Source organism: Subtercola boreus (genome assembly GCF_003399625.1).
GTDB lineage: Bacteria > Actinomycetota > Actinomycetes > Actinomycetales > Microbacteriaceae > Subtercola > Subtercola boreus_C.
Genome location: NZ_NBXA01000003.1, coordinates 1 through 19,176 on the forward strand (window position 1 = coordinate 1; position 19,176 = coordinate 19,176).

Annotated in this window: 19 protein-coding genes; 6 read left to right on the forward strand and 13 right to left on the reverse strand. The window is 69.9% G+C overall.

Going from position 1 to position 19,176, the window contains the following annotated elements; genetic code table 11:
• Nucleotides 1-180 precede the first annotated feature (180 nt).
• Entirely contained in the window at nucleotides 181-756 is a 576-nt protein-coding gene (locus B7R21_RS01805) for a hypothetical protein (RefSeq protein ID WP_116281551.1), read from the forward strand.
• 214 nt (nucleotides 757-970) lie between these two features.
• On the opposite strand, the gene B7R21_RS01810 is transcribed toward B7R21_RS01805, so the two are convergent.
• Both B7R21_RS01810 and B7R21_RS01815 read right to left on the reverse strand, forming a co-directional pair.
• Nucleotides 971-3,571, reverse strand: coding sequence for an ATP-dependent Clp protease ATP-binding subunit (locus B7R21_RS01810; RefSeq protein WP_116281552.1), 2,601 nt, complete (start codon nucleotides 3,569-3,571; stop codon nucleotides 971-973).
• Between the two features lie 97 nt (nucleotides 3,572-3,668).
• Nucleotides 3,669-4,292 carry a hypothetical protein gene (locus B7R21_RS01815; RefSeq protein WP_116281553.1) on the reverse strand — a complete coding sequence of 208 codons (624 nt, stop codon included), beginning with the start codon at nucleotides 4,290-4,292 and terminating at the stop codon, nucleotides 3,669-3,671.
• A gap of 107 nt (nucleotides 4,293-4,399) precedes the next feature.
• Here B7R21_RS01815 and B7R21_RS01820 point away from each other — a divergent pair, with 107 nt between their 5' ends.
• Nucleotides 4,400-4,987: a GNAT family N-acetyltransferase gene (locus B7R21_RS01820; protein WP_116281554.1), complete on the forward strand. Its 588-nt coding sequence runs from the start codon at nucleotides 4,400-4,402 to the stop codon at nucleotides 4,985-4,987.
• Between the two features lie 159 nt (nucleotides 4,988-5,146).
• Here B7R21_RS01820 and B7R21_RS01825 read toward each other — a convergent pair whose 3' ends face one another.
• Nucleotides 5,147-5,932 carry a putative protein N(5)-glutamine methyltransferase gene (locus B7R21_RS01825; RefSeq protein WP_116281555.1) on the reverse strand — a complete coding sequence of 262 codons (786 nt, stop codon included), beginning with the start codon at nucleotides 5,930-5,932 and terminating at the stop codon, nucleotides 5,147-5,149.
• Between the two features lie 278 nt (nucleotides 5,933-6,210).
• Here B7R21_RS01825 and B7R21_RS01830 point away from each other — a divergent pair, with 278 nt between their 5' ends.
• Nucleotides 6,211-6,807: a histidine phosphatase family protein gene (locus B7R21_RS01830; protein WP_116281556.1), complete on the forward strand. Its 597-nt coding sequence runs from the start codon at nucleotides 6,211-6,213 to the stop codon at nucleotides 6,805-6,807.
• Nucleotides 6,808-6,822: 15 nt separating this feature from the next.
• Here the strand turns inward: B7R21_RS01830 and B7R21_RS01835 are convergent, their stop codons facing one another.
• Together B7R21_RS01835 and B7R21_RS01840 are read right to left on the reverse strand one after the other, a co-directional pair.
• Nucleotides 6,823-7,545 (reverse strand): anti-sigma factor, encoded by a 723-nt coding sequence (locus B7R21_RS01835; protein ID WP_116281557.1) that lies wholly within the window; start codon nucleotides 7,543-7,545, stop codon nucleotides 6,823-6,825.
• Complete coding sequence (locus B7R21_RS01840; protein ID WP_116281558.1) at nucleotides 7,542-8,042, reverse strand: sigma-70 family RNA polymerase sigma factor; 501 nt, start codon at nucleotides 8,040-8,042, stop codon at nucleotides 7,542-7,544. The genes B7R21_RS01835 and B7R21_RS01840 overlap by 4 nt, the downstream gene beginning before the upstream one ends.
• A 160-nt stretch (nucleotides 8,043-8,202) precedes the next feature.
• Between B7R21_RS01840 and B7R21_RS01845 the strand changes: the two genes are divergently transcribed.
• Nucleotides 8,203-8,700 (forward strand): Rieske (2Fe-2S) protein, encoded by a 498-nt coding sequence (locus B7R21_RS01845; RefSeq protein WP_216364078.1) that lies wholly within the window; start codon nucleotides 8,203-8,205, stop codon nucleotides 8,698-8,700.
• A gap of 52 nt (nucleotides 8,701-8,752) precedes the next feature.
• A complete protein-coding gene (locus tag B7R21_RS01850; protein ID WP_116281559.1) occupies nucleotides 8,753-9,415 on the forward strand; it encodes a DUF2231 domain-containing protein in 663 nt (220 codons plus the stop codon).
• 53 nt (nucleotides 9,416-9,468) lie between these two features.
• On the opposite strand, the gene B7R21_RS01855 is transcribed toward B7R21_RS01850, so the two are convergent.
• The 5 genes from B7R21_RS01855 to galT all read right to left on the reverse strand — a co-directional run bounded on the left by B7R21_RS01855 (nucleotide 9,469) and on the right by galT (nucleotide 14,318).
• Nucleotides 9,469-9,939, reverse strand: a complete 471-nt coding sequence (locus B7R21_RS01855; protein WP_116281560.1) for a hypothetical protein — start codon at nucleotides 9,937-9,939, stop codon at nucleotides 9,469-9,471.
• Nucleotides 9,940-10,000: 61 nt separating this feature from the next.
• On the reverse strand, nucleotides 10,001-10,978 hold the full coding sequence (gene galE, locus B7R21_RS01860; RefSeq protein ID WP_116281561.1) for a UDP-glucose 4-epimerase GalE: 978 nt from the start codon (nucleotides 10,976-10,978) through the stop codon (nucleotides 10,001-10,003).
• On the reverse strand, nucleotides 10,975-11,973 hold the full coding sequence (locus B7R21_RS01865) for an aldose 1-epimerase family protein (RefSeq protein ID WP_116281562.1): 999 nt from the start codon (nucleotides 11,971-11,973) through the stop codon (nucleotides 10,975-10,977). The genes galE and B7R21_RS01865 overlap by 4 nt, the downstream gene beginning before the upstream one ends.
• Nucleotides 11,966-13,174, reverse strand: coding sequence for a galactokinase (galK, locus tag B7R21_RS01870; RefSeq protein ID WP_116281563.1), 1,209 nt, complete (start codon nucleotides 13,172-13,174; stop codon nucleotides 11,966-11,968). The genes B7R21_RS01865 and galK overlap by 8 nt, the downstream gene beginning before the upstream one ends.
• The gene (galT, locus tag B7R21_RS01875) at nucleotides 13,167-14,318 is read right to left on the reverse strand and encodes a galactose-1-phosphate uridylyltransferase (protein WP_116281564.1); all 1,152 of its coding nucleotides are present in this window, start codon (nucleotides 14,316-14,318) and stop codon (nucleotides 13,167-13,169) included. The genes galK and galT overlap by 8 nt, the downstream gene beginning before the upstream one ends.
• Before the next feature lie 134 nt (nucleotides 14,319-14,452).
• On the opposite strand from galT, the gene B7R21_RS01880 reads away from it, so the two are divergent.
• On the forward strand, nucleotides 14,453-15,325 hold the full coding sequence (locus B7R21_RS01880) for a DeoR/GlpR family DNA-binding transcription regulator (RefSeq protein ID WP_253259588.1): 873 nt from the start codon (nucleotides 14,453-14,455) through the stop codon (nucleotides 15,323-15,325).
• 190 nt (nucleotides 15,326-15,515) lie between these two features.
• On the opposite strand, the gene B7R21_RS01885 is transcribed toward B7R21_RS01880, so the two are convergent.
• The 3 genes from B7R21_RS01885 to B7R21_RS01895 are packed head-to-tail and all read right to left on the reverse strand — an operon-like array spanning nucleotide 15,516 to nucleotide 19,169.
• Nucleotides 15,516-16,859 carry an aminotransferase class III-fold pyridoxal phosphate-dependent enzyme gene (locus tag B7R21_RS01885; RefSeq protein ID WP_116281565.1) on the reverse strand — a complete coding sequence of 448 codons (1,344 nt, stop codon included), beginning with the start codon at nucleotides 16,857-16,859 and terminating at the stop codon, nucleotides 15,516-15,518.
• A gap of 19 nt (nucleotides 16,860-16,878) precedes the next feature.
• Nucleotides 16,879-17,577 carry a DedA family protein gene (locus B7R21_RS01890; RefSeq protein ID WP_253259589.1) on the reverse strand — a complete coding sequence of 233 codons (699 nt, stop codon included), beginning with the start codon at nucleotides 17,575-17,577 and terminating at the stop codon, nucleotides 16,879-16,881.
• Complete coding sequence (locus B7R21_RS01895) at nucleotides 17,574-19,169, reverse strand: sensor histidine kinase (RefSeq protein ID WP_116281566.1); 1,596 nt, start codon at nucleotides 19,167-19,169, stop codon at nucleotides 17,574-17,576. The genes B7R21_RS01890 and B7R21_RS01895 overlap by 4 nt, the downstream gene beginning before the upstream one ends.
• Between the last annotated feature and the right edge of the window lie 7 nt (nucleotides 19,170-19,176).

Consider the following 19,176-nt stretch of genomic DNA (forward strand, 5'->3'; position numbering starts at 1 on the left):
CACCCCGCGCCGCCGCCGCCACCCCGCGCCGCCGCGCCCCTGCCGCCGCCACCGCGCCGCCCGGCTCCGCGCGCGCCCGGTTCCGCGCGCGTTCGTCGCTTCCGCGCCTGCGCGCGCACACGCCGAAGCGACAATCGGTGGCAGAACCGATGCGGGCGACGCGCCGCTAGACTCTGGCGCATGAAGGCACCGACACCCCGCGACGTCAGGCGGCGCACCGTGCTGGCCACCGCGGCGTGGGGCGTGCCCGTGCTGGCGCTGGCCGTCGCCGCCCCGGCGGCCGTCGCGAGCGGCGGGCCTGCCGACCTCACGCTCGTGGAATCCGGCCCGATCCAAGGCGCAGACCCAGCGGTGCTGTCCTTCGTGCTGACGTTGACCGGCCTTCCGGCGCTGCCCGCGAGCTCGCCGGGCGATTACATCGGCATACTGCTCGACTTCTGTCTGCCCGACGGACTCGCCGTGGAGTCGGTGTCGTCGACGAGCAACGGATGGTCGTTCGAGCCCACCACGGATCCGTATGAGGCCGGGGAGACCTTCGTCTACAACTCGGTTGCCTTCGACGCCGACTCCGCGGACACCCTGCTGGTCCAGGTACGCCAGTCCCCTGACGCGAGCGGGCTCCACGGCACTCTCGGGGCGGATGCCACCATCGCGACGACCGGGTACGCCCAGGATCTCGAGTGGGCTTACAGCTTCGGCACGCCCTCCGGCTCGGCGCTGCCCAACTGCGCCCGGGCAGACCCCGCCCCCGCCTGACGCCGCTCCCCGCACCCCCGCACCCCCGCACCCCCGCTTCCGCGCACCTTTGTCGCTTCCGCGCCGGGGCGCGCACCCGCGGAAGCGACATACCGTGGCGTAGCCGTTCTCCCGGGCGGCGGGAGTGGCGGCGCGGAGAAGCCCGGGCTCCCGTCAGGGGGCCCGGGCTTCGGAGAGCGCAGGTACGGGCCGGGGCGGGCGGCGCCGGGCGCGGCTACGCCGCCAGCGGCACCGCAGGGGCGACGAACCCGGCCGTCACGACGAGCGACCCGGCCACGCCATCCACCGTCACCGTGCCGCCATCGGCGAGCGAACCCGTCACCAGCAGGTCAGCGATCTGGTCGTCGACCTCGCGCTGGATGACCCGGCGGAGCGGCCGCGCGCCGTATTCGGGCTCGTAGCCGTGTTCCGCAATGACATCGACTGCCGTCTCCGTCACCGTCACGCTGATCGACCGTGACGCCAGACGCGCACGCGTCGCACCCAGCAGCACCTGCACGATGGAGCGCAACTGTGGCTGCTCGAGCTTTCTGAACAGCACGATCTCGTCGATCCGGTTCAGGAACTCGGGCCGCATCGCCTCACGGAGCTTGCCCATGACACGGTCCCGCAGCGCCTTGTCACTGCCGAACCCGCCGCCGGCCGTCGGGTCGGCCACAAAGCCGATCGCGCCACCCCGGCTCGCCAGGAACTCCGAACCGAGGTTCGACGTCATGATGATCACGGTGTTGCGGAAGTCGACAGTGCGACCCTGGCCGTCGGTCAGACGCCCGTCGTCGAGAACCTGCAGCAGCAGGTTGAACACGTCGGGGTGGGCCTTCTCGATCTCGTCGAACAGGATGACCGAGTAGGGGTTCCGGCGAACACGCTCGGTGAGCTGGCCCGCCTCGTCGTACCCGATGTATCCGGGAGGGGCACCGACGAGCCGCGACACCGTGTGCCGCTCGCCGAACTCGCTCATATCGAAACGCAGCATGGACTTCTCGTCACCGAACAGCGACCCCGCGAGGGTCTTCGCCAGCTCGGTCTTGCCGACACCGGTCGGCCCGAGGAACAGGAAACTGCCGACCGGGCGGTTGCGGTCGCCCATTCCCGTGCGGTTGCGCCGAACAGCCTGGGCGACGACGGTCACTGCATCGTCTTGGCCGATCACGCGCTCATGCAGCTCCGACTCGAGAGCAGCGAGCCGCACGCGGTCGACCTCGGTGAGCCGGGAGGCAGGGATGCCCGTGGCCCGCGAGATCACGTCAGCAATCTCCTGCTCGTCGACGATGGCCGCACCATCCGAAGCCGAACTGTCGGCTGCGGCCCGGGAGCCGAGCGCACGCAGCGTCTCGTGCACGCCCTCGATCTCGTCGCGGAAGCGAGACGCCTCCTCGTAGTGTTCAGCCGCGACCGCCGCATTCTTCGACGCTTCGAGCTCAGCCAGCTGCGACAGGAGGGCCGACGCATCCACCTTCTTGCCGAGGCGCAGCCGCAGCCGCGCACCGGCCTGGTCGATCAGGTCGATCGCCTTGTCGGGCAGGAACCGGTCGGTCACATAGCGGGCCGACAGCTCGACGGATGCCCGGATCGCCTCATCCGTGTAGGTGACGCCATGGTGCTCCTCGTACGCACCGCGGAGACCGGAGAGGATCAGCACGGCGTCCTCGACGGAGGGCTCGGGCACCTGCACCGGCTGGAACCGGCGCTCGAGCGCGGCGTCCTTCTCGATGCCGCGGTACTCCTTGAGGGTGGTCGCACCCACCAGATGCAGGTCGCCTCGCGCGAGCCGCGGCTTCAGGATGTTCCCGGCATCCATTCCGCCTTCGCCCGCGCCACCGGCGCCCACCACGGTGTGCAGCTCGTCGATGAACACGATGACCGAGTCGCGGTGTGCGGCGATCTCGTCCATCGTCTTCGTCAGGCGCTCCTCGAAGTCTCCGCGGTAGCGCGTTCCGGCGAGCATCGCGGGAAGGTCGAGCGAGACGACGCGCTTCTCCCGGAGGGCGTCGGGCACGCCACCGTCCACGATGGCCTGGGCGAGGCCCTCGACGATCGCGGTCTTGCCGACGCCGGCCTCGCCGATCAGAACGGGGTTGTTCTTGGTGCGCCGCGACAGGATCTCGATGGTCTGCTCGATCTCGTCGGCGCGCCCGATCACGGGGTCGAGACGACCATCGCGGGCGAGCGCGGTGAGGTCGGTGCCGTACTGGTCGAGCATCGGGGTCTCGGATGTCGCGGCGGCACCGTCTGCGGAAGGAGATGCGGCCGCGCCGCCGGCTGAACCGGCCTGCCCGACACCGTCCCGCATCCCGGCCTGCAGCGCGTCGGGCGTGACGCCCGCGGCCGCGAGAACCTGCCCGGCGGGCGAGTCCTGGCTGATCATGAGGGCGAAGAACACGTGCTCGGGATCGATGTAGGTGCTGCCGGATGCCCGGGCCACCTGGTAGGCGTGAAAGAGTGCCCGCTGCGCCGACTGGGTCAGCACGGGTGCGGTCTCGATGCGTCCGGCCGACTGCGGCAGGCGCTGCTCGGCGGCGTCCGCGATAGCCGACGGCGACGCACCGACGCGCGTGATGGCGTCGGCCGCGGGATCCTGGTACGCGATGACGCGGAGGATGTGCAGGGCATCCAACTCGCTGTGGCCGTGTTCGAGCGCAAAACGGCCCGCCTCGGCAAGCACCTCGTGCGTGCGCCGGCTCATCAGCCGGCTGATGTCGATGGAGCGCCCGGCCTCGGCCCGGCGTTCGCCCTGAAGGTAGCGGGCAAGGAACTCGTCGAACGAGTTGCCCTCGTTCTGGTTCTCTGCGGTGAAGTCTGGGGTGTTAGGCATGTGTCCTCCTGAAGAAACGTGAGTGCCCTCGACTCATGTCAACGCCGGACCCCCCAGCCGCATTCCCCGGGTTGTAAAAAAGTTGAGTCGGGTCGACTCAACGCAGTTTCGGGGCCGCCCTGCCCGGAGTGTTGCGCCCCAGCGCCTGCAGGTCGATGTGCCGGAGGGCCATCATCCGCCCCGCCCGCTTCTGGGCGTAGTCGGACTCGGTCGCCGAGCCGGCCACCCGGTCGAGACGGTTCTCCACGTTGGCACGCACCTCGCTCCAAGCACTCTTCCGCGCCGTCTCGACGACCTCGTCGACGACGCTCGGCACGCCGCGCAGCCGGGTCAGCTCGCTCGCGAGGGCAGAGTACGTGACGCGGCGCTGGGTGAACAGCCTCAGCTCCTCCCCCGCCTCCTCTGTCTGCGTGCCCGACTTGCGCTTCTTCGCGACGAGCGCCGCCGATTCCGCGCGCATGCGGCCGGCGTAGCTCACCTGCTCGAGGGCGAGGTCGATGAGCTCGGAGCGCACGAAGACCCGGGCGCTCTCGATGTCGAACGGCCGGTCCTCCCGGATCGAGCCCACGATGATGAAGTTCTTGGTGGCCATCGTGAGCGCCAGCCGCGTGATGAGAACACCCTCGTCGACCGCGCGCGCCACGACGGTCGAGTCGATCGGCAGAAGCGGGAGCCTGCTTCGCCGAAAGAGCCCGCCGAGACGTGAACGCTTCGCTGCCACTTTTCGACCTCCTCGCTCGACGCTGTGCGGCGCACACGCGCGCGCCCCTCAAATGTACGGCGTTCCGCCACCTCGCCGCCGCTCTAGAGTTGCTGTCGGGAGGCAGCATGCAGATTCGAGACGCGATTCCGGATGATCTTCCGGCCATCCTCGCGATCCACAACGATGCCATTGCGAACTCGTTGGCGATCTGGACCGACGAGCCCGTCGACCTGGCCGAGCGGGCAGCGTGGCTCGAGTCGCACCGGCGGCAGGGCTTCGCCGTGCTGGTGGCTGTGGACGATGACGACGATGACGCGGACGCGGACGACGCAGATGACGCGGGCGACGCGGATTGCGGCGCGCGCGAAAGCGCGACCGGCGAGGTGGCGGCGGATGCGCGCGGGCACGTGCTCGGCTACGCCAGCCTCGGCGCGTGGCACGCGAAGAGCGGCTTCCGCCACACCGTCGAGGACTCCATCTACCTCCGCCCCGAGGCCACCGGCCGCGGCATCGGCCGCGCCCTCCTCGGAGCCCTGCTCGAGCGCGCCCGCGCCGGCGGCTACCACGTGGTCGTCGCCGACATCGAGGCCGGCAACGCCGCATCGATCCGCCTGCATGCCTCCTTCGGATTCGAACTCACCGGAACCGTGCGCGAGGTCGGCACCAAGTTCGGCCGCTGGCTCGACCTCACCACCATGCGCCTCCCCCTCTGACCCGCGCCCCCGCCCCGCCCCGCGCCCCCGCCCCGCGCCCCAGACGCGATCGAGTGGGCAGTTCGGGCCCTCGAATCGGAGATTCGGGGCCGAAACTGCCCACTCGATTGCGGCGGGCGGGCGGCGACGACGGGGCGGGGGGGGGGCCGCGGCGGACCGCTAGACGTTGGCCGGACGTTGGCCGATGACGACGGTGACCTCGTATTCGTCGGAACTCTCCGCGTGCGCTTCGAGCCCGGCCGCTCGGAAGATGCGGATGACCGCCGGCGCCTGCGCCTCGTTCACCTCGACCAGCAGTCGGCCATCCGGCGCCAGCCAGTCTGCGGCGGACGCCGCAACACGCCGCTGCACGTCGAGCCCGTCGTCGCCGCCATCGAGGGCGACCCGCGCCTCGTGCAGCCGCGCCTCCGGAGGCATCAGCGCGAGCGCCTCAGTGGGCACGTAGGGGGTGTTCGCCACGATGACGTCGAACGAGCCGTGAAGATCGGTGGGCAGGGGCGCGAAGAGGTCGCCCTCGAAGACACGGTCGCGGCGCGCGAGGTTCCGGCCGGCGGTCCGCACCGCGGCGGGGTCGATGTCGGCCGCGAAGACCCGGGCCCCCGGAATGCCCGTCTCGACGACGAGCGCGATGGCGCCGGATCCGCAGCAGAGGTCGAGCACCGTCGGCTCTGCGCCGCGGGCCGTCCGAGCGAACGCCAGGGCCAAGCTGGCCAGGAACTCGGTGCGCCGGCGCGGCACGAACACCGCGGCATCCAGCCCCACCCGGATCCCCGCGAACCCGGCCCAGCCGAGGATGTACTCGAGCGGAATGCCCTCGATCCGCCGCAGAACCATGGCCTCGAGCTCGGCGTCACCTCCCGCCTGCGCCACGAGAAGAGCGGCCTCCTCCTCAGCGAACACGCAGCCCGCGGCCCGCAGGCGCAGGACGGTTGCCGGCTCGCTCAGTGTCGGTACGGCGACTTGAACATCGCGATGCCGGCCGCGATACCGGTGATGGCTGTTCCCACGGTGATGAAGGCGAGCAGTCCGATCAGCAGTTCCGGCATGTCTTCTCCTGTAGCAGTTGGTGGATCGCGCCAGCGCACCTGCGTCCGGAGCCGAGCCCAGCCTAGCCTCGGAGTACTCGTGCGGGAAAGCGGGCCCACGTCGTCCATCACGGCGTCACGCTCTGATCCACCACGGGGGCCCGGTGCGAGCCGCCCGGGAAGTGGGACAATGAAGACGTGAATGCCACCACCCTTGCGCTCGTCCGTCACGGTGAGACCGACTGGAACGCCGAACGCCGCATCCAGGGCCGGTCGGATGTTCCCCTGAACGACACCGGCCGCGCCCAGGTCCGGGCGACCGCACGGCTGCTCCAGGACGAGGAGTGGGACTTCGTGGTCTGCTCACCGCTCTCCCGCGCCCGGGAGAGCGCCGAGATCATCGCCGGCGAACTCGGGCTCACGGTCACCAGCCAGATTCCCGAGTTGGTCGAACGGCACTACGGGCGGGCCGAGGGCATGCAGGACGGCGACGAACTGCGGGCGCTCCGCATCCCGGGCGGCTTCCTCGAGGCTGAGACCGAGGAGGAGGTCGCCGCCCGGGCATCCCTCGCCCTCCGCGGGGTCGTGAACGCCAACCCCGGATCCCGCATCATCGTCGTCGCGCACGGAACGCTCATCCGGCTCACCCTCTCCGCCCTCAGCGGCGGCCCGGTCGGCAGCATCTCCAATGCCGGGCACTGCGTCATCCACCACGTGCTGGGCGACGACGACGGGGTGGAGTGGTCGCTCTCCGTCGTGAACGGTGCGGCCTGGCCGGTACCCGAGCCCGCCTGAGCGACCTCCCGCGGATCAGCCCGCGTCGTGCAGCACGGAACGAAGCAGCACCACACCGGTCTCGCCGGACACGATCGACACAGCCGTGATGTCGGACCGCTGGATGCTCGTGGTGGCGGTCGGCGTCGCCGTCGTACCGGGCCCCGACGTCCAGGAGGCGACCTGCGTCGCCTCACCCCTCCGGTCGGTGACCAGCATCGCGTAGCTCATCGCCGCGCCGCTGCCGGCCTGCCCCTCGTAGGTGCAGGTCCAGTCGATACGGGTGCCCCAGGGCTCCTCGCCGAGCACCGCGACGGCGCTCAGCGGGCTCTGCACCTCGGCCGTGAAGGTGATCCGGTCGTCTGTCGAGGCCGTGACGGGTGCGACCATCACCGGCGAGAGCGAGACCACGAGCGTGACGGTCACAGCCGCAGCCACGGCGAGGATGCCCGCAGAGGCAAACACGCGACGACGAAGCCTGGCCCGCCGCGCACGCGCCAGCAGCCGCGGGAGCATCTCGGCAGACACGGTGACCTCGACCGGACCCTGAACCAGCCCGAACGCTTCGACAGGCGCGACGGATGCGAGCAGGCCCGGCATCCCGGCGAGGTCGGCGAGCGCCGCACGACAGTCCGGGCATCCGGAGACGTGCTGCTCGTACTCGTGTCGCTCGGCCGGGGCCAGCGAGCCGAGCACGTAGGCGGCATCCCAGTCACGGAAGCGGTCGTTCGGCTCGCTGGCCTCTTCGCGCACGTTCATCTCGTCACCCCCTTCTCCTGCAGGGAGAGCCTGACCGCCCGGAGGGCATAGTGCAACCGGGACTTGACCGTGCCCTCGGGGATGTCGAGCAGTTCGCTGAGTTCGGCGATCGACTTCTGGCCGTAGAACGAGTGCACCAGAACCTCCCGGTGCGGCTGGGAGAGTCCGCTGATCGCCTCCGAGACGAGCCAAACCTCCAGGACGGCGTCTGTGTGGTCGGCGGATGCCCGTTCCGGCAGGGTGTCGGTGCCGATCTCGTTGCGCGACCGCGCACTCCGCCAGTCGTCGATCACCAGGTTGCGCGCCACCGTGAACAGCCACGACTGCGGGGACTTCTCGTTCTGCAGCACCCGGGGGTTCCGCCAGGCCCGGAACAGCGTCTCCTGCACAACATCTTCGGCGAGCTGGCGGTCGTTCGTCAGGCGCACGACGAAGCGCAGCAGAGCGGGGGCGTGCTGGTCGTGGAGTTCGCGGAGGAGCAGAGCCTGATCATCCATGGCCGCACCTCCCCTCTCACTCTGGCACTGTTGTATACGAGACGCCGGAGCGAAAAGTTCATTCTGGGGTGAACTTCCTGCGGGGCGTTCTCGTAGGTACGGGTAGCAGTATCTCAAGTCAGCCTTGTCGGGCAGATCCGGCAGTACCAGAAGGAGCATCATGACCGAGAACCAGACCGTCACCCGCCGCGTCATCCTCACCGCCGGAACCACCGGGCTGGTCGGCGCCAGCACCCTTCTGCTCGCCGCCTGCAGCACCGGCGGGGCAGACACTGCCGCGCCCGCGGCCAGCAGCGCTGCGACAGGATCGGCGACCGGTTCTGCGACGGCACCGAGTGGTGCGTCATCCGGTGCCGCTGCGGCGAGCGGAGCGGAGATCGCGAAACTCGCCGACGTGCCCGTGGGCCAGGCGACCAGCGTCACGTTCGATGGGCAGGAACTCCTGGTGGCCCAGCCGACCGCAGGCACTGTGGTCGCCTTCAGCTCGGTCTGTCCGCACCAGGGCTGCGCCGTGGCGTTCGCGAAGACCGACTTCGCATGCCCCTGCCACGGCTCCACCTTCGAGCTCGCCACCGGCGATGTCACGCACGGGCCTGCCCAGAAGGGCCTCACCGCGGTGAAGGTCGCCGTGTCGGGAGACACCATCGTGGCGGCCTGACGCCTCTCGCTCCCCCCTTTAGCCCCCTCGCACGTCGACAGAAAGCTGCCGCATGTTCAACGGACTCCCCCTCCACATCCTGCTGGTGCACGTGGTTGTCATCGTGCTGCCCGCCGCCGCCCTCCTGACCGTGCTCGGAGCACTCTGGCCGGCGTTCCGCCGGAAACTCGGCGTGCTCACGCCGATCGTCGCCCTCGTCGGACTCATCAGCGTGCCACTGGCGACCAACGCCGGCGAGTGGCTCGAGGAGCGGCTGAACTCGACGCCGCTCATCCAGGCCCACGTCGCGCTCGGTGACACCCTGCTGCCGTGGGCGGTCGGCCAGTTCGTGCTGGCCACCGCCATCTGGGTCTGGTACCGCTGGTTCGCGTCGGCAGGTGCCGCGGGCAACCTTGTTCCGGCGGGCTTCGGCGCGCCGGGTCCGGTGGCTGGCGGCGCCAGCGATCAACGCGCCACCGACGGCTCCGTGCTGCTGCACGGCGATGATCCTTTCGACCCTGCGACCGGCGCCGGACGCGCCACCCCGGGCATCCGCCCCACCGCACCCCCGCGCGCACGGGCAGGCCGCAGGGCATCGATCGTCGTCTCGATCGTCTTCATCGTGCTCGCCCTCGGCGTCTCGACGGGCACCGTGTTCAAGGTCGTGCAGATCGGTGAGTCCGGCTCGAACGCTGTCTGGCAGGGTTCGTTCAGCCCCGACCCCGTCGAGGGCTGACCCCGTTCCGCCTCCCCTCGTTCGCACCCGACTGCGCCGAGTTGCAGGCGCGCCTAGGGGATGCGCCAGAAGTCGCGCGCGCCCGTGAGGCGGTTGCGTTCGTTGATCGTCGGGGCGGACGGCGTGCCGAGAAGCACCAGGTCCCAGGTGCCTGACGGAATCGAGCGATTCACGCCCGCCGACCACAGGGGCGTGTTATCGGCGCGGTAGATCACCACATTGCCATCGCTCTGCAGGCTGATCTTCGAGGCACCGCGACCGTAGGTGCGTGACTGCCAGATCGCCCTGCCTGCGTCTGTGTAGAGCACGAGATTGCCGTCCGCCTGGAAGACGAGCTTCGAGTTGTCGGTGCGGGACTCGATCCAGAAAGCGCCGACAGGGAACTCGACGAAGCCGCTGTCGGAGCTCCACTTGTATTCGGCAAGCGTGCCGTCAGCGTGGGCAGCCTGGGGCACGAGTATGCCGGTGAGCAGTACAAGGCAGGCAAGGGACGGCGCCAGAGCGGCGCGCAGTTGTGATCTCATGCCAATAGACTACTGAGAATTCCTCAGACGACAAGAGCACGAATGCGTGGAAGAGGAGGCGTCAGGCGGAGTGCTGGGCCGCCGCCCAGCCGGAGGCGATCATGTCGGTGAGGGTGTGGGCGGGCATCCACCCGACATCGCGGGCGGCGCGCTCGCCCGAGGCGACGATGCGCGCGGGGTCGCCGGGGCGGGCCGGCAGCACTTCGGGCGTGAACGGGATGCCCGTGACCGCGGCCATCGACGTCATGATCTCGCGCACCGAGACGCCCGATCCGCTGCCGAGGTTGTACGCAGCGTCGAGCGGCACGTCGGCGTCGAGCTTGCGGGCTGCCTCCACGTGCGCCGCCGCGACATCCGCCACGTGCACGTAGTCGCGCACACAGGTTCCGTCGGGGGTCGGGTACCGGTCGCCGAAGATCTTGGGCGTCTTGCCTGCCTGTAACGCCCGGAACACCAGCGGGAACAGGTTGTGCGGGCTGGTGTCGCTCACCTCGGGCGTGGCCGAGCCGACGACGTTGAAGTAGCGCAGGGCAGTGTGACGGAGCCCGGTGGCGACCGCCTGGTCGGCGATCAGCCACTCACCGATGAGCTTCGTCTCGCCGTAGGGCGACTCGGGCGACGTGGCGGTCTCCTCGGTGACGAACTCGGCCGGAGTGTTGCCATAGACGGCCGCACTCGACGAGAACACGATCGAGGGCACGCCGGTCGCGTGCATCGCCTCGAGCAGGTTGACCGTCGCGGTGACGTTCTGCGTGTAGGTGTGCAGTGGGCGCTCCACCGAGACGCCTGCGTACTTGTAGCCCGCGAGGTGCACGACCCCGGTCAGGGGATGCTCGGACGCGGCCCAGCGCGCGAACACACCATCGACGAAGGCTCTGTCGACGAGCGAACCCTGCTCGAGAACCGCCCCGTCGGGCACGAATACGGCCTGGCCGCTGGAGAGGTCGTCGATCACGACCACGTCGATTCCCGCCGCCAGGAAGGCTCGGGCGACGTGCGATCCGATGTAGCCGGCGCCGCCGGTCACGAGCCAGGTCATGCGATCTCCTCAGGGGTGCGGGTCGAGCGGGGTGCGGTTGCCGATTCCGGGGCGGGTGCGGGCACGAACGTGATGCCCCACGAGGCGGTCCAGCTCGCGCCGGGCTCGATCACGTGCAGGTCGATGCCGCTGTTGAACGCGTCGGGCGGTGCCGTGGTCGGTTCGACCGTGACGGCCCAGCCGGGTCCGGAGCCGAGTGGGAAGATCTGCGTCGTGAAGACCTGGGCGTGGCTGTAGTTCTCGTCGCCCCAGAGCTCGATGCGGCGAGCATCCGGAGCCTCGATCGTGTGCACGTACCGTCCGTCAGCCTCCGCTCTGAGGTCGAAGTAGGCGGTGTCGAGGTCGAGGTCGCCCACGACCGCACCCTGCGAGAGGTCGAACCGTGTGCCGGCGACCGGCTCGGCGCCGAGGGGGTTGAGCCGGTCATCCACCAGCACGCGTGTCGCGGCGCGCACCGTCACGGTGAGTTCCGGGATCGGCACGTCTCCGATGCGGAAGTACGGGTGCGCCCCGAGCGCGGCCGGCGCGGGGCGGTCGCCCGTGTTGACCAGCGTGTGCGTGATGCTGAGCGCGTTCTCGCCGAGCACGAACGTCGTGTCGACGGTCAGGGCGAACGGGTAGCCGTCGGTCGGGTGGATGTTCGCCCGGAGGGTGATCGACGATTCCGTTCGGCGCACCACCGTGTGATGCTGCTCGAAGAGGAAGCCGTGCAGCGCGTTGCCGCGGCCGGGCTCGGTGAGGGGCAACTGTCGAAGCGTCCCCGCATCGTTCCACCGACCGTCGCGCACGCGGTTCGGCCAGGGTGCGAGCATCCAGCCGGCGCAGAAGAGCGGCACCGCCGTCTCGTCGAAGCCCTGGATGACCGGGACCCCGCCGAACTCGAGCACCCGCAGCATCGCTCCGACCGACGTCACGACAGCGTGCGCGCTCTGCACTCCGTGCTCGGGCCAGACCAACTCGAACTGCTCACCGGTCGGGTATTCGTTCTCAGTCATCGAGGTCACCTTTCATCGTGGCTCCGGCCGACGGTTGTACGACGAAGAGGTCGGGCCGCCGGTAACCCCGGGCGACGAACGCCTCCAGAACAGCCGCCTCGAGGGCTGGCCTCTGCGGACGACGAATGAGCGCCAGCGCCGACCCGCCGAAACCACCGCCGGTCATCCGGGCACCGACAGCACCGCCCTCCTGGGCGACCTCGACGGCGAGGTCGAGTTCGGGCACCGAGATCTCGAAGTCGTCGCGCATCGACACGTGGGAGGCGTCGAGCAGGGCACCGATCGCGAGAGGGCCCTCCGTCTCGAGCAGCCGCACGGCCTGTTCGACCCGGTCGTTCTCGGTGATGACGTGCCGGGCCCGGCGGAAGGTCTCGTCGTCGAGCCTCTGCTGCAGCCGCGGCAGGTCGGCGACGCTGAGCTCGCGAAGCGACCCCACGCCCATCTCGGCCGCGGCCCGCTCGCAGGATGCCCGCCGTTCGGCGTACCCGCCCGTGGCGTGATCGTGGCTGACCCGGGTGTCGATCACCAGGATCTCGAGGTCTTCGGCGTCGAGCCCCAGCGGGACACTCTCGGCGTTCATGCTGCGGCAGTCCAGGAAGACAGCCGCGTCGATGCGGCCGAGCATGCTGGCGGACTGGTCCATGATGCCGGTGGGAGCCCCGACCGCCTGGTTCTCGGCGATCTGGCCGACGCGCGCGAGCTCAGCCGGGGTGAGTCCGAGCTGCCAGAACTCGTTCAGGGCGACGGCGGCCGCGCACTCGATCGCCGCCGACGACGAGAGCCCTGCGCCGATCGGCACGTCGGAGTGGATGTGCAGGGCGAAGCCGGGGAGCGCACGCCGCGCTTCGGTTCCGGATGTCGCGGAGACATGCTCGGCCAGCGCCCACGCCACGCCGAGGGGATAGGCCGACCAGTCGGCGAGGGCGTCCGGCGCGAGGTCGGCGAGGGCGAGCTCGACGATCTGGTCGCTGAAGGTCGACGAGACGCGGGCGAAGGCCGGAGCATCCGGAGCCGCGCCGGCGAGCGCGACCACCGCGCGCCGGTCGATCGCGAACGGCAGCACGAAGCCCTCGTTGTAGTCGGTGTGCTCGCCGATGAGGTTCACGCGCCCCGGTGCCGACCAGAAACCGGCCGGCCGTGAGCCGTGGCGCGCCTCGAACTCGGCGGCGAGGGTCTCGAAGAGGGGGTTCAGTTCAGTCATGGGTCTCGAAGCTCTCTCGCAGGTTGCGGGCCGTGGTCTCGGGCGGAACGTCGCCGATGAACGCCCCCATCGCCGATTCCGAGCCGGCCAGGAACTTCAGCCGGTCGACCGCCCGGCGGGGCGACGTGATCTGCATCATCAGGCGGATGTCGCCCCGGTGCGAGTTCACCGGCGCCTGGTGCCAGCCCGCGATGTACGGGGTCGGCGTCTCGTACAGCCCGTCGATCGCCCGGAGCACCCGCGGGTAGAGCACCGCGAGTTCGTCCCTCTCCGCGGAGGTCGTCGCGGCGAGGTCGGGCAGCTGCCGGTGCGGCAGGATGTGCACTTCGACGGGCCAGCGGGCGGCGAACGGAACGAAGGCACTCCAGTGTTCGCCCTGCACGATCATCCGCTCGCCCGCCTGCTCGCTGGCGAGGATGTCGGCGAACAGCGTTGGCCCGTAACTCTCGAGCGAGGCGACGAGGCGCTGGGTGCGGGGGCTGACGAACGGATAGGAGTAGATCTGCCCGTGCGGGTGGTGGAGCGTCACGCCGACCTGCTCGCCGCGGTTCTCGAACGGGAAGACCTGCTCGATACCCGGCATCGCGCTCAGAACCGCAGTGCGGTCGGCCCAGGCCTCGATCACGGTGCGGGCGCGGGAGGTCGGCAGCGACCCGAACGACCCCTCGCGCTCGGGGCTGAAGCAGACCACTTCGCAGCGGCCGATGGATGCGCGGGAGCGCCCGAGGGCGATTCCGGAATCCTCGGGCACCGGCACAGCGCCGGCCTCGAGCAGCTCGGGCCCGAAGGAAGGGGAACGGTTCTCGAAGACCGCGACGTCGTAGAGGCTCGGCACCTCGGAGGGGTTGTCGGGCGCCTGCGGGGCAAGCGGATCGAGGTTCGCCGGCGGCAGGAACACGCGGTTGTTGCGGGCGGCGGCGATTGAGATCCACTCGCCGGTGAGCACATCCTGGCGCATCCGGGCGGTGGGCGGGCGAGGGTCGAGGGGCCGCTCATCGGGCAGGCGTTCCGGCGCCAGCGTGGTGTCGGCGTCGTCGTAGTAGATCAGCTCGCGGCCGTCGGCGAGCACGTGCGAGCGCTTGACGATGGGCCGCCCAGCGACGAGGGAGAGGTCTTCGACGGTTCCGGTCGGGGAGGGGGGCATGTCGCCTCTTTCGAATACGCAAGCTGATTCGGCAGTTTCGCCAAGCACAATGGTAGGGCATGAGGCTATGAGTTGTCTTTGGTTCTGTTTGGTTTCTTATTGACAAATTCGCGGGCGCTCAGCACGATGGAGGCGTGGCCGAACCTGAGAACGACCAGCAATTGCCCGCGGCGCTCCGGCGGGAACGGATGCTCGCGGTCATCGATGAGCGGGGATTCGCCCGCGTGGGCGAACTGGGCGAGACCTTCGGGGTCTCCGACGTCACCGTTCGGGCCGACCTCGACGAGCTCGACCGCCTGAAGGCGATCCGCCGCGTGCACGGCGGGGCGGTCATCCGCAGCCGTCACCTGCAGGCGGAGCCCACGTTCGAGCAGGCTATGGGGGCGTCGGCGGCCGAGAAGAGAAGGATCGGCGAGTTGTGCGCGTCGCTCGTCGAACCCGGCCAGAGCGTTCTGCTCGACGTGGGTTCCACGGCTCTCGCCGTGGCCGAGGCGCTTGTCGCCCGCGAGGATCTCAGCGACGTCGTGGTGATCACGAACGGACTCAGCATTGCCCTCGCCCTCGAGCCGGGCGTGGTGGTCGGTCGGCTGACGGTGATCGTGACAGGCGGAACCCTCCGCCCGCAGCAGCATTCGCTCGTCGAACCGCTGGCGTCGCCGCTCCTGCGGGGCCTGCACGCCGACCTCGCCTTCATCGGCTGCAACGGCGTCGACGGCGCCCTCGGAGTGACGAACGTGAACCTGCCGGAAGCCCAGGTCAAACGCCTGATGCTCGAGTCGGCGAGCCGCGCCGTGGTCATCGCCGACCGCAGCAAGCTCGGGCAGGTGCACCTCGGCACGGTCGGGGCGCTCGGCGAGTTCGATGCGCTGGTGACCGGGGCGGCGGGCGGCGGGCCCGCTGGAGCGGCGGGCGCGGTGGGCGGCGGGGCTCCGGATGCCCTGGCCGAGGCCTTCGAGCAGGCGGGCCTGCTCGTGATCACCGACCCGGCCACCGCCGCCCGCTTCTAGCAGGCGCCACGGGCGTCCCCTGCCACGCCTGCCCGCCCTCCCTCCGCACGGGCTGTCGTTCCGCGGTCGTCTGTCGCTTCCGCGCCTGCGCGCGCACCCGCTCAAGCGACAGACCGCGGCGGAACCCGCCTGCGGCTGGCGGGGCGGGGCGGCGGCGGTGCGGGGCGGGCGGGGCGGCGGGCCGGCCGGGTCAGGGCTCGAGCGCCTGCAGGGCCTGCTCGATGACCGTCGCGGCGTCGTCGATGAGGGCCTCGCTGATGACGACGCTCGGCAGGAAGCGCAGCACGCTGTCCCAGCTGCCCGCATCCAGAACGATCACGCCGTTCGAGGTCGCGTGCTTGATGACCGCGGAGAGCGCCTCGGGGTTGGACTTCCGGGTACCCGGATGCACGAGCTCGACGCCGAACATGGCGCCCTTCCCGCGCACCTCGCCGACGACCGAGAACTTCTCGGCCCAGTCGCCGATGCGGGAGAAGAAGGCCCGCTCGACGCGCTTCGCCTCCTCGATGAGGTTCTCACTCTCGATGAGATCGAACACCGCGAGGGCGGCTGCGGTCGAGACCGGGTTGCCGCCGAAGGTGCCGCCGATGCCGCCGGGCTGCACGGCATCCATGATCTCGGCCCGGCCGGTGACCGCGGCGAGCGGGAAGCCGCCGGCGATCCCCTTCGCGCTCGTCACCAGGTCGGGCACGACGTTGTGGTGCTCGATCGCATACCAGGCTCCCGATCGCGCGATGCCGGCCTGGATCTCGTCGGACACGAAGACGATGCCGTTCTCGGTGCAGAAGGCGCTGAGCGTCTCGAAGAAACCCTCCGCCGGGATCACGATGCCGCCGTCACCCTGGATGGGTTCGACGAAGAGCGCTGCCAGTTCGGTCGCGCCGATGTGGGTCGTGATGTAGTCGATCGTGCGCTCGGCCGCCTCGACTCCCGTCATGCCATCGGGGTCGCGGAACGGGTAGCTCGTCGGAACACTGTAGATCTCGCCCGGGAACGGCCCCATTCCCGCGCGCTCCGGCCACGGCCGGTAGGTCATCGCCATGGTGAGGTTCGTGCGACCGTGGAAGGCGTGGTCGAGTGCGGCGATGGCGCGGCGTCCGGTGTACTTGCGAGCGATCTTGACCGCGTTCTCGACGGCCTCCGCGCCTGAGTTCACGAGGATGGAGCGCTTCTCGAAGTCACCCGGTGTGATCTCGGCGAGCTTCTCGGCCACGAGCAGGTAGTTCTCGTAGGGCGTCACCGTGAACAGCGTGTGGGTGAGCTTGCTCGCCTGCGCGGCCGCAGCGGCCGCGATGGCCGGGTGCGCGTGGCCGATGGTGGTGACGCCGATCCCGCAACCCAGGTCGATGATCTGGTTGCCGTCGACGTCGACCAGGATCGCGCCCGACCCGTGGTCCATGTAGATGTCGGCGAGCGTTCCGGCGCCGCGCGACACCGTCTTCAGGCGGCGGGCGTGGAGCTCTTTCGATTTCGGACCGGGGAGCTCGGTGACGATCTTGCGTTCCTGGGACACAGTGAAGGGAGAGGAGACCATGCTTCGAGCTTAGATCGTGTCAGGCCTCCGACCGGTTCGCCCTGCGGGCGCGGAGGACCGACACCAGCACCGAGAGGAGGGTGATCACGAGGATGCCGCCGATGACCACGTCGATGTACCGGGTGACGACATCGGCGACGCCGGGGATGTGCCCGAGGAAGAAGCCCAGCAGCACGATCAGCAGAGTCCAGCCCACCCCGCCGATCGCGTTGAAGAGGAGGAACGTGCGGTAGTGCATCCGGCCGACCCCCGCGGCGACCGGCGCGAAGGTGCGCACGACCGCGATGAACCGGGCGAGGATGACGGCGGCACCGCCGTACTTCGTGAAGAACGCCTGGGTGCGTTCGACGCTCTTCGTGCTGAAGATCCCCGAGCTCTTGCGCTCGAAGATGCGCGGCCCCGTCCGATACCCGATGAGGTAGCCGAGCTGGTCGCCCAGCACGGCCGCGATCGAGATGACGATCACCACGAGCCAGATCGGGACCGGGATCACGCCCGTGAACGTCAGCAGCCCCGTGAAGAAGAGCAGCGTGTCGCCGGGCAGCACGAACCCGATCAGCAGACCGGTCTCGGCGAAGATGATCGCACAGACCACCACGAGCGCCCAGGGGCCGGTGCTCTGGATGACGGTGTTGGGGTCGATCGGGTTCACCCCGGTGAACGGGGTGGAGCCGGCGAGAGCATGGAGAGCGCCGGTCACGAAGGAGGTGGAGGTCACGCGGTGTCTTCCTGACTGGACGCTGCTGCTGCGGGGGATGGGTTGGGGAAGGCCGGGTTGGTGGAGGCCGGGTTGCTGGAGGCCGGGTTGGGGGAGGCCACGTTGCTGGAGGCCGTCTTGCTGGAGACGGTGACGGAGGACACCGCGCTCGAGGACGCAGGAATCGTGGCGACGACGCTGAGCCCCCGCGGCTGACGGTTCGTTATGGTGACAGCTCCGCCCGCGGAGGTGACCAGTGCCTGCACGATCGACAGCCCGAGCCCGGCGCCGACGGAGCCCGGGCGCGTGCCGCCACGCGATTCGTCCTCGCGCGCGAAGCGGTCGAAGGCGAGCGGCAGGAAATCCGGTGCCATCCCCGGCCCGGTGTCCGTGATCTCGAGGGTCAGCGCCCGGGCGGAGCACGAGAGGCTCGCCCGGACGGTTCCCGGCCGCCCGGTCTCCGACGGGCCCTGCGGCTGCCCGCCTGCCGCCTGCTTCACCGCCGCCTCGCTCACTGTCGCCTCATTCATGGCCACGATCGCGTTGCCGAGCAGGTTGTCGACGATGCGTCCGAAGTTGCGCCGGGAGAGTTCGAACGGGGCCACCTCTTCGTGGTCGCCGACGTCGTAGTCCACGAGGATGCCCGATCCGATGCTCACCAGCCTCGCCCGGTCGATCGCGTCAGCGAGTTCATCGGCAAGATCGTCGAACGTGGTGGTCTCCCGGGCTGTCATCCCCTCGATGCGCGTGAGCTCCAGCAGGCTCGCAGCGAGCGCGGAGAGTCTCTGCACCGTTCGCTCCGCCGACTCGATCTCTCCCAGCAGCGCCGTCGCATCCCCCGTGCTGAGGTGGGCCAGCTCGAGCTGCGTCTGCAGGATGGCGATCGGGGTGCGGAGCTCGTGGCTCGCATCGGAGACCAGTTGCTTCTCACGGTCGGCCGAGGCACGGAGCTGGGTGATGAGGTCGTTGAGCGTGTTCGCGAGGTAGAAGAGTTCATCGTGCGCAGGCCCCACGGGAAGAAGCTCGACGGACGAGGTTCCCCTCAGCCTCTCGGCGGTGCGGCGCATCAGAGCGACGGGCCGGAGCGCCGCGCTGGCCAGCAACCACGAGCCGACTCCGAACAGGAGGGTGAGGATGACGAGCCCCCACGCGAGAGCGCGCGTGAGGTTGTCGAGCGACAGTGCCGATGCGGCCTCGTTCCGCGCCGTCACGACACTCCATGTGCCGTTGGGCGCCGGGATCTGCCGGGCGAGCACCAGGTAGCGCGCGGCGGGGGTACGGACATCCTGCACCGCGGACCCGGCAGCGGCGAGGCTGAGGAGGCTCGGCCCGAGCTCGGCCGGGAGGGATGACTGCATCACTCGTCCGCTCGGATCGATCACCGCGACCAGCTGCCCCTGGGCAGGGGTATCGAGGTTGGAGGTTCTGCCGTCGGCGATCTCCTGCTGGTACTGCGCGATGTCGCCCTGCAACAGCATCACCGACGAGCTTCGGAGGATCGAGTCGACCTGACGGTGCACCACGACGGCAGTTCCCGCAAAGAAGACCCCCGCGATGATGAGCGTGCCGACGGTCAGCCGCACCCTGATCGAGAGTCGACGGATCAGCCTCACACCCCCA

What these genes read in the sequence shown, in the direction of transcription:
- B7R21_RS01805 (WP_116281551.1), top strand. Translation starts at nt 181, where the DNA reads ATGAAGGCACCGACACCCCGCGACGTCAGGCGGCGCACCGTGCTGGCC.
- B7R21_RS01810 (WP_116281552.1), bottom strand. Translation starts at nt 3,571, where the DNA reads ATGCCTAACACCCCAGACTTCACCGCAGAGAACCAGAACGAGGGCAAC.
- B7R21_RS01820 (WP_116281554.1), top strand. Translation starts at nt 4,400, where the DNA reads ATGCAGATTCGAGACGCGATTCCGGATGATCTTCCGGCCATCCTCGCG.
- B7R21_RS01835 (WP_116281557.1), bottom strand. Translation starts at nt 7,545, where the DNA reads ATGAACGTGCGCGAAGAGGCCAGCGAGCCGAACGACCGCTTCCGTGAC.
- B7R21_RS01840 (WP_116281558.1), bottom strand. Translation starts at nt 8,042, where the DNA reads ATGGATGATCAGGCTCTGCTCCTCCGCGAACTCCACGACCAGCACGCC.
- B7R21_RS01845 (WP_216364078.1), top strand. Translation starts at nt 8,203, where the DNA reads ATGACCGAGAACCAGACCGTCACCCGCCGCGTCATCCTCACCGCCGGA.
- B7R21_RS01850 (WP_116281559.1), top strand. Translation starts at nt 8,753, where the DNA reads ATGTTCAACGGACTCCCCCTCCACATCCTGCTGGTGCACGTGGTTGTC.
- B7R21_RS01855 (WP_116281560.1), bottom strand. Translation starts at nt 9,939, where the DNA reads ATGAGATCACAACTGCGCGCCGCTCTGGCGCCGTCCCTTGCCTGCCTT.
- galE (WP_116281561.1), bottom strand. Translation starts at nt 10,978, where the DNA reads ATGACCTGGCTCGTGACCGGCGGCGCCGGCTACATCGGATCGCACGTC.
- B7R21_RS01865 (WP_116281562.1), bottom strand. Translation starts at nt 11,973, where the DNA reads ATGACTGAGAACGAATACCCGACCGGTGAGCAGTTCGAGTTGGTCTGG.
- galK (WP_116281563.1), bottom strand. Translation starts at nt 13,174, where the DNA reads ATGACTGAACTGAACCCCCTCTTCGAGACCCTCGCCGCCGAGTTCGAG.
- galT (WP_116281564.1), bottom strand. Translation starts at nt 14,318, where the DNA reads ATGCCCCCCTCCCCGACCGGAACCGTCGAAGACCTCTCCCTCGTCGCT.
- B7R21_RS01885 (WP_116281565.1), bottom strand. Translation starts at nt 16,859, where the DNA reads ATGGTCTCCTCTCCCTTCACTGTGTCCCAGGAACGCAAGATCGTCACC.